This is a genomic window from Mesorhizobium sp. M1396, from assembly GCF_040317725.1.
Lineage (GTDB): Bacteria > Pseudomonadota > Alphaproteobacteria > Rhizobiales > Rhizobiaceae > Mesorhizobium.
The window spans coordinates 42,901-55,194 of record NZ_JAMYLA010000021.1 but is presented as its reverse complement, the minus strand read 5'-3'; the positions used below and the strand labels follow the sequence as shown (position 1 = coordinate 55,194).

Sequence of the window (12,294 nt, the reverse complement as noted above, 5' to 3'; positions counted from 1 at the left end):
CGGCGGCACCGGATGAAACCGCCGCATCCGCCATGGCCGGTTGCGTCAACGCGGCACCTTTGCGTGTACCCGGTCAAACCGCTAAGACTGTTCGCCGAACCAAAGGCTTGCCTGTGGCCTTGGCCGGCACGCCGAAGAAATTGCAAGACGGACCTTACTGATGATGCGTTCTATTCTGGTCGGCATTCTCGTCCTGATGGCGGCCGGCATCGGCTGGCTGACCTTCGACTGGTACCGCGGCCACTATGGCGGCGAACCTTTCGGCGCCGCCTTTACGCTGGTCGACCAGAAGGGCGCGCCGATCACCGAGGCTGCCTTCAGGGGCCAGCCCAGCGTCGTCTTCTTCGGCTTCACCCATTGCCCCGAGGTCTGCCCGACCACGCTGTTCGAGCTGGCCGGCTGGCTGAAGACGCTCGGCGACGACGGCAAGAACCTGCACGCCTATTTCGTCTCGGTCGATCCGGAGCGCGACACGCCCGATGTCATGAACGCCTATGTCAGCAATTTCTCCGACCGGATCACCGGCATCACAGGCGATCCGGACAAGGTCCATGCGATGGCCAAGTCGTTCGGCATCTACTGGAAGAAGGTCGACACCGGCGACGGCGACTACACGATGGATCACACCGCCTCGGTGCTGCTGCTCAACGCCAAGGGTGACTTTGCCGGGACCATCGCCTATGGCGAAAGTTCGGAAACGGCCGTCGCCAAACTGAAGCGGCTGGCGGCGAAAAGCTAGAGCTTGATCCCGAAAAGCGGGACCCGGTTTTCTCGGACAAACGGAGACCCCGTTTGTCCTGAGATCATGCTCAAAAAGAAACACATTTCATGACCCAGACGCGCCTCTATTTCACCACCGGAAAGACCGAGTCCGTCAGCATTTTCGCGGCGCTCGAAGCGGCTTTCGAGGATGAAGGCCTGCCGATCGCCCTGCTGGAGGTCGACGAGGACAAGGACATCCACGAAGTGTCGCTCTACGCCGATGACGACGTCGATGCGGTCGAGACCCGCTTGAAGGACATCCTTGCAGGGCTTTCCCTGTCGAAGCCGATCGAGCGCGAGAGCCTGCCCGACATCGACTGGGTGGCGCGCTCGCTGGAAGGGCTGAAGCCGGTGCGCGCCGGCCGTTTCTTCGTCCACGGCGCGCATGACCGCAGAAAGCGCCACAGCGGCGAACTCGCCATCGAGATAGAGGCCGGCCTCGCCTTCGGCACCGGCCATCACGGCACCACGGCCGGCTGCCTGGAAATGCTGGAAAAGGTGGTGCGGCGCGAACGCCCGCGCAACGCGCTCGACCTCGGCACGGGTAGCGCCGTGCTGGCCATTGCCGTCGCCAGGCTGGCGCATATTCCAGTGCTGGCAACCGATATCGACCCGGTGGCGGTGCGGGTGGCCGCCGCCAATGCGCGGCTCAACCACGTCAAGGCGTTGGTGGAAACAGTGACCGCGCCGGGCTTTCACCACCCGATCTTCGGCAAGCGCGCGCCTTTCGATCTGATCGTCGCCAACATACTGGCACGGCCGCTCATGCGGCTGGCGCCGCAAATGGCCGATCACATCGCCCTCGGCGGATCGATCGTGCTGTCAGGCATCCTCGAGCGGCAGCGCGACGCCGTCGTCTCGGCCTATGTCGGCCAGAACTTCCGCCATGTCAGAACCTTGCGCCGCGAAGGCTGGGTGACGATCCACCTCAAACATTGAAGCCGAGAACGAGCTTGGACCAAGGCCCGGCGGTTGTCAGTCAATTGATGCCGTAGCAATTTGCCGTTGCCGGAAATCGATTCCGGTTTCCGCGACCGTACGCTACGGTTGTGCTGACTGCAGGAGGCCACCATGTTCCAGACCTTCGATTCCGCGGGCGAACCGGCCGTCGGCAAACCGCGCGTGGCGCTGCTGCGCCAATGGCTGGCTGCCAACGGACTGGATGGCTTCATCGTGCCTCGCGCCGACGAGCATCAGGGTGAATATGTCGCGGACCGTTCGGCGCGGCTGAAATGGCTGACCGGCTTCAGCGGTTCGGCCGGCGTCGCCATCGTCCTGCGCGACCGCGCCTTCGTCTTTGTCGACGGGCGCTACACGCTGCAGGTGCGGGGCGAGGTCGATCTCGACGTCTTTTCGATCGAAAGCCTGGTCGACAACCCGCCCGCCGTCTGGCTCAAGGACAACATCGGCAAGGGCGCGCGGCTCGGCTTTGACCCATGGCTGCACACGATCAGCGAAGTCAAGGCGCTGCAGGCCTCTGCCGACAAGTCGGGCGCGGTGCTGGTGCCGCTGGACAGGAATCCGATCGACATCATCTGGAACGATCAGCCCGACGCGCCGGTGGCGCCTGTCGAGCTTCACCCGATCGGCTTTGCCGGCGAGCTCGCCAAGGACAAGCTGGCGCGGCTGGCGGCCGCGATCGGCAAGGACGGCGCCACCCATGCGGTGCTCACCGACCCCTCCTCCATCGCCTGGGCCTTCAACATCCGTGGCGGCGACGTGCCGCACACGCCGCTGGCGCTCGGCTTCGCCATTCTCGCCGCCGACGGGTCGCACCAGATTTTCATGGACAGGCGCAAATTCTCGCGCCAGGTCGCGGCCTACCTCACCCAGCTCGCCCAGCCGCATGAGCCCGGCGAATTCGAAGCGGCGATCGTGGCGCTTGCCAAGAGCGGGGCGAAAGTCGCGCTCGACCCGGTGCTGGCGGCCGACAAGCTGCGCATGCTGATCGAGGCCAATGGCGGCACCGTGATTGCAGCAGTCGACCCCGCCCGCATTCCGCGCGCGACAAAAAACCAGGCCGAGATCAACGGCTCGCGCGCCGCGCATCGGCGTGATGGCGCCGCCGTGGCGAAGCTCTTGTGCTGGCTGGAGCGGCAAGAACCCGGCTCGCTCGATGAGATATCTGTCGTCACCAGGCTGGAGGAGTCGCGCCGGCGGACAGGCGAGGAAACGCAGATGCCGCTGCGCGACGTCTCCTTCGACACCATTTCCGGCGCCGGCCCGAACGGCGCCATCATGCATTACCGCGTGTCGCGCGCCACCAGCCGCAAGCTGCAGGCCGGCGAACTGTTCCTGCTCGATTCCGGCGCGCAGTATCAGGACGGCACCACCGACATCACGCGCACCGTGCCGATCGGCCAGCCGACCGAGGAGATGCGCGAGCGCTTCACGCTGGTGCTGAAAGGCATGATCGGCATTTCGACGCTGCGCTTTCCCGCCGGCACGCGTGGTTCGGAAATCGATGCGGTCGCCCGCATGGCGCTATGGAAGCACGGCTGCGACTTCGCCCACGGCACCGGCCATGGCGTCGGCTCGTATCTGGCGGTGCATGAAGGGCCGCAGCGCATTGCCCGCACCGGCACCGAAAAGCTGTTGGAAGGCATGATGCTGTCCAACGAGCCCGGCTACTACAAGGAAGGCGCCTACGGCATCCGCATCGAGAACCTCATCCTGGTGACGCCAGCGGAGGAGATCGAGGGCGGCGACATCGCCATGCACGGCTTCGAGACATTGACGCTGGCGCCGATCGACACCCGCCTGGTGCGCACCGATCTCCTGACGCGTGACGAACTGCACTGGCTCGACACATACCATGCCCGCGTGCTGGCCGAGATTGGGCCGATGCTCGACGGCGAAACGCTGGCCTGGCTAGGAAAGGCCACCGCGCCATTGCCGCACGATCTCAAGCAATAGTCGCGGCGGCAACCTTGCTCGGTATTGGGGAGCCTTGCTCCACAAGCAGCTCCCGCAAAGCCTGGACATTGGGAGAGCCTGCTCCCTTGCGCCAAAACAATACCGTCAGGGCACTGTCCTCGTCCGAAGGCAGTTCATGCTCCTGCAGCCTGCCACTTTCAGGGAAGCCCTTGAGCACGCTTTTTGGCATCAGCGCTATGCCCATGCCGGCCGCCACGCAACCGAGCATCGCATGATATGAACCAAGCTCGACGATTTGCTCGGCCATGAAGCCTCGGCGCGCATACCATTCTTCCAGCCGCCTGCGATGTGGACAGCCATGCTCGAAGGCTATCATGGTTTTGGGCATGTCGCTGCGGTCCTCGATCGAACCGCGCGATGCCGCCGAGACAATGACCAACTCCTCGCGAAATGCAGCCTGCTTCGTCTGCGATCGGCTCGGCCGCGAGCGCGGCGTCGAGTTCGCCGGCGAGCATGGCGGCCGCGAGAACCTGCGGGTTGCCGGTGCGCAGTTGGATCTCCACCTCGGGATAGCGAGCGTGGTACTCGGCGAGCAGGCCAGGAAGCCGAGCCGCGGCGGTGCTCTCCATAGCGCCAAGCCGCAGCTTACCGCGTGGGCGCGGATCGAGGACCGCCGTTCGCGCTTCCTCGGCAAGCGCCAGCAACCGGTCCGCGTAGACAATCAACCTTTGGCCGGCGGCCGAAACCTGCAGCCGCTTGCCTTCGCGGATAAAGAGCCGCACGCCCAGATCCTCTTCAAGCTGCCGGATGCGAGTGGTCACGTTGGACTGCACGCGAAACAGCTTTTCCGCCGCCTTGGTGATACCGCCCTCGCGCACCACCATGCGAAAGATGCGAAGGTCGGTCAAATCCATCCATCTCTCCCGGAGAATAAAATGATCTTAATAATTCATTTTATCTGATGATCAACGGCGCGTAAACCGCCTGTTATTGACGCCGATTCGGGCGGTCAAACACGGGAGATGGAAATGTCACCTGAACCTGCCGGCCGCTGGCCGATCGATCTTGGCGCATTGACTCCGATGCAGCGCAACGCCCTTTACACCGACGTTGTGCGTCGCGCCCATCAGGAGAGATCGGAGGCAATTCGGCTGAGCGCGGTGTGGATCGCTTCGATTTTCAAGAAGCGCCTGACAGGAATTATTGCCTCGATCATTACGCGTGTCGGCGCTGGGTCCGTGAGCATACATGGACTGACTGGGACAAAAAGTCAGCCGGCGAACTGCCTGGCAACGATCAACGCCGCCGCCCCGGCCAAGAACATCGCCATCAGCCCTCCGCGCAGTGACACGACTGATGTGACGACCAATGCCGCCCATTCCGCCGGTCCCGCGTTCAGCAGCTCGGGCGCCACCAGTGTCGTCAGCACCGCCGCCGGCACGGCATTGAGCCCTGCCTCGACGCGCGGATGGATGGTGTCGAAACGGGAGATGACCAGATGCCCGCCGACCCGGGTGAGATAGGTGGCGATCGCACCGGCGATGATGATCCAGAATGTCGTGCTCATGGCCGTGCCTTCACGCCGCTGTGGTGGGGTGGCAGGATAACAGCCAGCAGCACACCGGCAATCGCGCCGATCGAGACATGCCAGGGCGAGCCCACCGTCTTGTAGGCGATGATCGAGGCGGCACCGCTGGCAATGACCACCGGCAGCCACAGCGGCCGCTTGCGGAAGCCCAGCACAAGACCAAGAAAATAGATCGGCAGCAGGAAATCGATGCCCAGCGCATGCGTGTCGGGGATAAGCTTGCCGAACACCGCGCCGAGCGCGCTTTCGACGATCCAGAACAGATAGACCGGCAGGCCGAGCCCCAGATACCAAGCAAAGCCGACCGTCTGCCCGGATTGCGCCCGCGCCTCGGCCACCGCGAATTGCGGGTCGGTGAGGATGAAATAGCCGAGCGCTTGGCTGATGACAGGCCAGTGCGCGATGCGCCGGCCAATGCCGGCGGAATAGAGCACATGACGAAAATTGACGGCGAAGATCGACAGCACGACCAGCCACGGCGCCACATGCTGGCCGAACAGCTGGATGCCGACCATCTGGCTGGCGCCGCCATAGACCAGCGCGCTCATCAGGAAGGCTTCCAGGACCGAGAAGCCGTTGTCGACGGCGAGTGCGCCGAACAGCACCGCGAACGGCGCCGACGCCACAACGACAGGCATCGAGAGCCGCACGCCTTGCCAGAAATCGCTGCTCACGGAATTCGCGGTCAAAGTCTCAGCCGACATGTCACATTCCTAACGTCGCGCCGGTATTTAGGGGTGCGCGGTTGAAAAGTCAGACGAATTCGCTTGAGCCAACAAATCAGCGAAACTGATATGTCCTGGATCGAGCAAGGCCGCGATACGCGCCCTTCGGGATCCCCTGATTCAGTTGGCTCCCTGGAGGCGCACATGCCTGTACTTCATCGGCTGCGCAGGATGACGCCAGGGCCCGAAACGCAAAACCCGCCTCTGCGGCGGGTCGTTGGCGCAAATCAGCACCATGGTTATATGGATAGCATAACTGCCCTCATAACGCAACCAGGCCGTGCATCGGCCGGCGCCTCGACTTGAAATCCGAAACGGCTACGGGATGGCCGAATGCTCCGAAACCTTGCCCTCGATCGCCCTGCCCCAATCGAGCAGCGGCTTGGCGCGCAAGGTGAAATCGACGAGTTCGTCGACCAGATCAGCCGTATGGATTCCCGCCGGATCGATGACATGCTGGACGACAAAATGCCGGTTGCGGATGGCGGCGACCAGATCTGCATCGCTGATATGCTCGAAGCCGCGTGGCGTGCGCTTCATGCGGCCTTCCGTCTGCAGTTCAAGACGGTTCTTCTTCAACGCCATCACCAGGGCACGAAACCTGTCCGGCCAGGTCGCGATGGCATTGCGCATCGCCAGCAACAGCGCCGGCTCCGGCTGCCACCAGGCAATGTCGGCGAAGCAGCGCTCGAGCCCGATATGCACGTAGAACACCCCCTGCTCCATCTTGGTGCCGTCGGGCGACAGGATGGCCGACAGATGCCGGTTGTAGGGCCGCTTGTCCTTGGCGAAGCGGACGTCGCGATTGATCCGGAACAGCGACTTCTTGCGGTCGCCGCGCAGGCCGATGCCGGCCTTCGCGAAGCGCTCGGTCAGCGTCTCGACAAGATCGCCGAAGGGATCGCGCAAATCCTTTTCGAAGAGGTCGCGATTCTCCAGGAACCACTCGCGGCTCTGGTGGAAATCCAGCGCCTTAAGGAACGGAATGGCTTTGGGGCCGAAGCCGGTGAACGATCCAGTCATGCCTTGCCGATCCGCGCCAGCCAGGCGTCCTCGTCGATCACCTCGATGCCGTGTTCGCTGGCGAGCTTCAGCTTGGAGCCGGCACCCGGCCCGGCCACGACAAGATCGGTCTTCGCCGAAACCGAGCCTGCGACCTTGGCGCCGAGGCGCTCCGCCATCGCCTTGGCTTCGGAGCGTGTCATCTTCTCCAGCGAGCCTGTGAACACGATCGTCTTGCCGGCGACCTCGCTGTCGGCAGAGACGTTGACGATATAGGGCTTCGGCTTGACCTGCTTGAGCAGCGCGTCGAGCACGTCGTCATTGCGTTGATTGCCGAAGAAATCGCGCAGCGCATCGATCACCGTGTCGCCGATGCCGTTGACCGATGGGAAAACCGAGTGCGGATCGGCAGCGGCCGCTGTCTCCTTGCCGACGCGGATCAGCTCCTCGATGGTCGAGAACGTCCGGGCAAGCACCGCGGCCGTCGTTTCGCCGATATGGCGGATGCCGAGCGCGAAGATGAAACGGTCGAGCTCCGGCTCGCGGCGCGAATCGATGGCCGCGAACAGCTTGTCGAGCCCTTCGTAATTGCGATCCTCGACGCTGCGCACATTCCTACGCGTCTTGCCCGATGCGGCCTCGCGCTGCCTGGCCTGCTCCTCGCGGCGCTCGGCCAGTGCCCTGGTGACGGCCGGACGGCGATCCCTGAGCGTGAAGATATCGGCGGCGGTCTTGATCAATCCCGCATTGAAGAAGGTGTCTATGTTCTCCGCCCCCAGGCCTTCGATGTCCAAGGCGCCGCGTGACACGAAGTGGCGCAATCCTTCCACCGCCTGGGCAGGGCAGATCAGTTCGCCGGTACAGCGGCGGCGGGAATCTTCCTTGCCGGTCTTCTCGTTGATCTCGCGCGTCGCCGGCGAGCCGCAGATCGGACAGGTGTGCGGGAACTCGTATGGCACGGCATCGGGCGGCCGCTTGTCGATGACGACGCTGACGATCTGCGGAATGACATCGCCTGCCCGCTGGATCACGACCGTGTCGCCGATGCGCACGTCGATGCCGTCGCGGATCGGCTGGCCGGTGCTGTCCAGGCCCTTGATGTAGTCCTCATTGTGCAGCGTCACGTTCTCGACCACGACACCGCCGACCGTGACCGGAGCCAGCCGCGCAACCGGCGCCAGCGTGCCCGTGCGGCCGACCTGGATATCGATCTTGAGCACCGTCGTCATCGCCTGTTCGGCCGGAAACTTGTGCGCGACGGCCCAGCGCGGCTCGCCGGTGACGAACCCCCATCTGCGCTGCAGCTCCAGCTGGTCGACCTTGTAGACGACGCCGTCGATGTCGTAGCCCAGCGCCGAGCGCTGCTCCTCGATCCGGTGATAATGCGCGATCAGGTCATCGGCCGATTTCGCCCGTACCATCAGAGGACTGACCTTGAATCCCCACTCCGCGAACTTCTGCACCGAATCATACTGGGTCGGGGCCGGATCCGCTGTCGTGTAGCCCCAGGCATAGGCGAAGAATTTGAGGTTGCGGCTGGCGGTAACGGACGGATCCTTCTGGCGCAGCGACCCGGCCGCCGTGTTGCGGGGATTGACGTAGTCCTGGCCGCCGACCGCCGCCGAGCGTTGCTTCAGCGCTTCGAATTCCGCATAGGTCATGTAGACCTCGCCGCGGATCTCGATGATTTCGGGCCAGCCCGAGCCTCTCAGCTTCGAAGGAATGTCGGCGATGGTCCTCAAATTGGCGGTGATATCCTCGCCGACGGCACCGTCGCCGCGCGTCGCACCCTGCACGAACACGCCCTTCTCGTAGCGCAGCGAAGCCGACAGCCCGTCGATCTTCGGCTCGGCCGTGAAGGCGATATCGAGATCCTTGTCGCGGTCGAAGAACCGCCGGCCGCGCTCGATGAAATCGATGACATCCTGGTCGGTATAGGCCTTGGCAAGACTGAGCATCGGCACCGCATGGCGCACCTTGGTAAAGCCTTCCGCGGGTGCCGCACCGACCCTGCGCGACGGCGAATCCTCGCGCACCAGCGCCGGAAAGCGCTCCTCGATGGCGAGATTGCGCCGCGCCAGCGCATCATACTCGGCGTCGGTGATAACAGGCGCGTCTTCGGTATGGTAGCGCCGGTCGTGCTCGGCGATCTGTTCCGCCAGGCGCTTCAGCTCGGCTTCGGCCTCGATTTCGGTCAGGGCATCGACTGGTTTTTCGGACATGATTTGCACCTGGCTGCTGTTGGCCCGGGACAATAGATCAGGATTCGGATGGAAGGGAGCTGAATTCTGACAAAACCACGCTGAAACAGCGGGATGGAGCCATATGCTGACTCTGTTCGGACGCCGAATTTCACCGACCAGAAGCAGCCCGATCGAGAAGTAGCGCCGTCAGGAAGCGCCGGTGTTCTCACGCAGCAGCCGCTCGGCGGCGGCGCGGGCCTCGTCGGTGATGGTGGCGCCGGCCAGCATGCGCGCGATCTCCTCCTGCCGCGCCGGCCGGTCCATCTCGGCAATGCCGGTGGCGACACGGTCTGTGGTACCGGATTTGGAGATCAGGAAATGCGTCGCCGCGCGCGCTGCCACCTGTGGCGCGTGCGTCACCGACAGCACCTGGACGCGCTTCGACAATCGCGCCAGCCGCTGGCCGATGGCATCCGCCACGGCGCCGCCCACGCCGGTGTCGATTTCATCGAAGACCAGCGTCGGCGCCGAGCCACGATCGGCCAGCGCCACCTTCAGCGCCAGCAGGAAGCGCGACAGCTCGCCGCCGGACGCGACCTTCATCATCGGGCCCGGCCGCGTGCCTGGATTGGTGCGCACCCAGAACTCGATCTGGTCGATGCCCTCTTCCATGCGGCTCTCGGCCTCGCTCTTCATTTCCACGATAAAGGCGGCGCGTTCGAGCTTCAGCGCCGGCAATTCCGCCATAACCGCCTTGGTCAAGCCGACCGCCGCCGCATGACGAAGCGAGGACAGCTGCGCGGCGGCGATGTCGTATGTCTCGCGCGCCGCTCCGGCCTGCTTTTCCAACCCGTGCAGGCGCTCCTCGCCGGCGTCGAGATCGGCAAGATCGGCAACCATCGTGTCGCGCAACTGCGCCAGGTCGTCGACGGCGACGCTATGCTTGCGCGAGGCGGCGCGCAGCGAAAACAGCCGCTCCTCCGCCTTCTCCAGCCGCTGCGGATCATATTCGGTGGCGCGCAGCGCTGCCTCGACGCCCGATTGCGCCGCGTCGAGCGACAGCATCGCTTCGTCCAGTGACTTGACCACTTCATCGAGCAAGCCCGGCGCCTCCGTCACCTTGCGCTGCAACCGCCTCAGCAGGCTCGCCAGTTGCGGCAAAGGCGAGGACGGACCGGACAGCACATCCTGCGCATCATGGATTTCCGAGGCGATCTTCTCCACCCGCATCATCGACGCGCGCAATTCGGCAAGGTCCGTCTCCTCACCCGGCTGCGGATCGAGCTTCGTCAGTTCCGCCACCGCAGCCCGCAAATAGTCGGCCTCGCGCGCGGCCGCCGCCACCTTGGCGCGGTGTCGCGACAGCTCCTGCTCGCAGGCGCGCCAGTGCCGCCATGCCTCGGCCGTCGAGCGGACGGCGCCGAGATGGCCGCCGAAAGCGTCGAGCACCTCGCGGTGCGCGCCGGGATCGACCAAAGCGCGTTCATCGTGCTGGCCATGGATCTCGACCAGTGCACGGCCGACATCACGCATCAAGGTCACGCTCGAAGGCTGATCGTTGACGAAAACGCGGGTGCGGCCATCCGCCGTCTGCAAGCGGCGCAGGATGATGTCGCCGTCATCCTCGATGGCGTTGTCGGCAAGCAGCGTGCGGGCCGGATGGTTGCGCGGCACGTCGAAGACCGCGATGACCTGGCCTTGCGCCGCCCCATGGCGCACCAGCGATGCGTCGCCGCGCGCGCCGAGCGCCAGCGACAAGGCATCGAGCAGGATGGATTTGCCGGCGCCGGTTTCGCCGGTCAGCACCGAAAGACCCGGCTGGAAGTCGATATCCAGCTTCTCGATCAGGACGATATCGCGGATCGACAGTCTGGAAAGCATCAGAACCCGAATCTAGAACGGCACGCGACCATTGCAGCCGCAGCGCCGCACTATCTTTTTGTTTGAGCATCGGATCAATCCGAAAAAGCGCTTCGTGCGCTTCGGTCCGACAAACAAAGAAAAACCAAGCAGACGGCGCGTTGGCGAAGCCCGCGAGCTTGCTTGGGGTCAGGCGCCGGTGATCATCTTCCCGGCCTTGGATATCCACGACCCGGCATTTTCGCGCGGTGCAAGCCCATTGCTCTGCAGGAGCTTGTAGGAATCCTTGTACCACTGGCTGTCAGGATAATTGGTGCCGAGCACTGCGGCGGCGGTCTGCGCCTCGGAGGTCAGGCCCATCGCGTAATAGCTTTCGGTCAGGCGGGCAAGCGCCTCCTCGACATGGCGCGTGTTGGAATAGGTCTCCACCACGGTGCGGAAGCGCTTGACGGCGGCGATGTATTCGCGGCGCTCGAGATAGTAGCGGCCGATCTGCATTTCCTTGCCGGCCAGCTGATCGTTGGCGAAGCGGATCTTTTCCTTGGCGTCGTCGACATATTCCGATGTCGGCCAGCGCGTCACCAGATCCTGCATCGTCTGAACGGTCTGACGCGCTTCTTTCTGGTCCTGCGTCACGTCCTTGATCTGGCGGTAATAGCTCAAGCCGATGATGTACTGCGCGTAAGCGGCGTCATCGGTCGACGGATAGAGCGTGAGATAGCGCTTGGCCGAGCCGATCGCCTCGTCGTAATTGCCCTGGCGGTAATCGGCGAAAGCGCCCATCACCATCGATTTGCGGGCCCACTCCGAATAGGGATGCTGGCGGTCGACAGCGTCGAACTTGCGGCTAGCCTCTTGCAGGCGTCCGGCGTTGAGATTGGCAAGGCCCTGATTGTAGAGAACATCGGCCGGCTCGGTCTGGTCGACATAGGTCGACAGGTCGATATCTTTCTCCGACGACATGCAGGCCGACAGGAAGAGCGATGGAACAACCACCGAAAGCGCCAGGAAAACAGCCCTCCGCGGCGCTTTCAATTGACCGACTCGCTTGAAGAACATGATTGGATTCCGCCCTTTCGGCGTTATTTTAATGTCCGCTGCACGCCGTTGTCTCAAAACTGGTCCCCACTTTTGAGCGCCATGCACTAATCGACGGCAGCAGCCATAAACCATTACCGCCTTGCCCGGCAACGCTATCTCCGGCCAATCGCGCATTTTTATGGCGGCCGGACACAGCTTGAATATCGGTGCAATTTCACCGACAGGTGGTGCATTCGTGCAACACCGGCCGCTCGCC

10 protein-coding genes and 1 pseudogene are annotated in these 12,294 nt (G+C 63.7%); 3 read left to right on the top strand and 8 right to left on the bottom strand.

Annotated elements, in window-relative coordinates; genetic code table 11:
* The first annotated feature begins 160 nt into the window (after positions 1 to 160).
* The 3 genes from NKH02_RS15965 to NKH02_RS15955 all read left to right on the top strand — a co-directional run bounded on the left by NKH02_RS15965 (position 161) and on the right by NKH02_RS15955 (position 3,678).
* A complete protein-coding gene (locus NKH02_RS15965; protein WP_352865294.1) occupies positions 161 to 739 on the top strand; it encodes an SCO family protein in 579 nt (192 codons plus the stop codon).
* 89 nt (positions 740 to 828) lie between these two features.
* Positions 829 to 1,701, top strand: a complete 873-nt coding sequence (locus NKH02_RS15960) for a 50S ribosomal protein L11 methyltransferase (protein ID WP_352879955.1) — start codon at positions 829 to 831, stop codon at positions 1,699 to 1,701.
* A gap of 132 nt (positions 1,702 to 1,833) precedes the next feature.
* Positions 1,834 to 3,678 (top strand): aminopeptidase P family protein, encoded by a 1,845-nt coding sequence (locus NKH02_RS15955; RefSeq protein WP_352879954.1) that lies wholly within the window; start codon positions 1,834 to 1,836, stop codon positions 3,676 to 3,678.
* Here the strand turns inward: NKH02_RS15955 and NKH02_RS15950 are convergent.
* From NKH02_RS15950 to NKH02_RS15915, 8 genes and pseudogenes are all read right to left on the bottom strand, one after another.
* Entirely contained in the window at positions 3,668 to 4,078 is a 411-nt protein-coding gene (locus NKH02_RS15950) for a LysR substrate-binding domain-containing protein (protein ID WP_352879952.1), read from the bottom strand. The genes NKH02_RS15955 and NKH02_RS15950 overlap by 11 nt on opposite strands.
* A 76-nt stretch (positions 4,079 to 4,154) precedes the next feature.
* Positions 4,155 to 4,523 (bottom strand): annotated as a pseudogene (locus NKH02_RS15945) (LysR family transcriptional regulator); the annotation flags it as partial.
* Between the two features lie 386 nt (positions 4,524 to 4,909).
* Positions 4,910 to 5,206, bottom strand: a complete 297-nt coding sequence (locus NKH02_RS15940; RefSeq protein WP_352865302.1) for an AzlD family protein — start codon at positions 5,204 to 5,206, stop codon at positions 4,910 to 4,912.
* Positions 5,203 to 5,931, bottom strand: a complete 729-nt coding sequence (locus NKH02_RS15935; RefSeq protein ID WP_352879950.1) for an AzlC family ABC transporter permease — start codon at positions 5,929 to 5,931, stop codon at positions 5,203 to 5,205. Before NKH02_RS15935 ends, NKH02_RS15940 begins: the two co-directional genes overlap by 4 nt.
* A gap of 339 nt (positions 5,932 to 6,270) precedes the next feature.
* Positions 6,271 to 6,975 carry a DUF2461 domain-containing protein gene (locus NKH02_RS15930; protein WP_352879948.1) on the bottom strand — a complete coding sequence of 235 codons (705 nt, stop codon included), beginning with the start codon at positions 6,973 to 6,975 and terminating at the stop codon, positions 6,271 to 6,273.
* Complete coding sequence (gene ligA / locus NKH02_RS15925; protein WP_352865307.1) at positions 6,972 to 9,176, bottom strand: NAD-dependent DNA ligase LigA; 2,205 nt, start codon at positions 9,174 to 9,176, stop codon at positions 6,972 to 6,974. The genes NKH02_RS15930 and ligA overlap by 4 nt, the downstream gene beginning before the upstream one ends.
* Positions 9,177 to 9,344: 168 nt before the next feature.
* Positions 9,345 to 11,018, bottom strand: coding sequence for a DNA repair protein RecN (gene recN / locus NKH02_RS15920; RefSeq protein WP_352879946.1), 1,674 nt, complete (start codon positions 11,016 to 11,018; stop codon positions 9,345 to 9,347).
* A 168-nt stretch (positions 11,019 to 11,186) separates the two neighbouring features.
* Complete coding sequence (locus NKH02_RS15915; RefSeq protein ID WP_352865311.1) at positions 11,187 to 12,056, bottom strand: outer membrane protein assembly factor BamD; 870 nt, start codon at positions 12,054 to 12,056, stop codon at positions 11,187 to 11,189.
* Positions 12,057 to 12,294: the final 238 nt, after the last annotated feature.

What these genes read in the sequence shown, in the direction of transcription:
- NKH02_RS15965 (WP_352865294.1), top strand. Translation starts at nt 161, where the DNA reads ATGATGCGTTCTATTCTGGTCGGCATTCTCGTCCTGATGGCGGCCGGC.
- NKH02_RS15960 (WP_352879955.1), top strand. Translation starts at nt 829, where the DNA reads ATGACCCAGACGCGCCTCTATTTCACCACCGGAAAGACCGAGTCCGTC.
- NKH02_RS15955 (WP_352879954.1), top strand. Translation starts at nt 1,834, where the DNA reads ATGTTCCAGACCTTCGATTCCGCGGGCGAACCGGCCGTCGGCAAACCG.
- NKH02_RS15940 (WP_352865302.1), bottom strand. Translation starts at nt 5,206, where the DNA reads ATGAGCACGACATTCTGGATCATCATCGCCGGTGCGATCGCCACCTAT.
- NKH02_RS15935 (WP_352879950.1), bottom strand. Translation starts at nt 5,931, where the DNA reads ATGTCGGCTGAGACTTTGACCGCGAATTCCGTGAGCAGCGATTTCTGG.
- NKH02_RS15930 (WP_352879948.1), bottom strand. Translation starts at nt 6,975, where the DNA reads ATGACTGGATCGTTCACCGGCTTCGGCCCCAAAGCCATTCCGTTCCTT.
- ligA (WP_352865307.1), bottom strand. Translation starts at nt 9,176, where the DNA reads ATGTCCGAAAAACCAGTCGATGCCCTGACCGAAATCGAGGCCGAAGCC.
- recN (WP_352879946.1), bottom strand. Translation starts at nt 11,018, where the DNA reads ATGCTTTCCAGACTGTCGATCCGCGATATCGTCCTGATCGAGAAGCTG.
- NKH02_RS15915 (WP_352865311.1), bottom strand. Translation starts at nt 12,056, where the DNA reads ATGTTCTTCAAGCGAGTCGGTCAATTGAAAGCGCCGCGGAGGGCTGTT.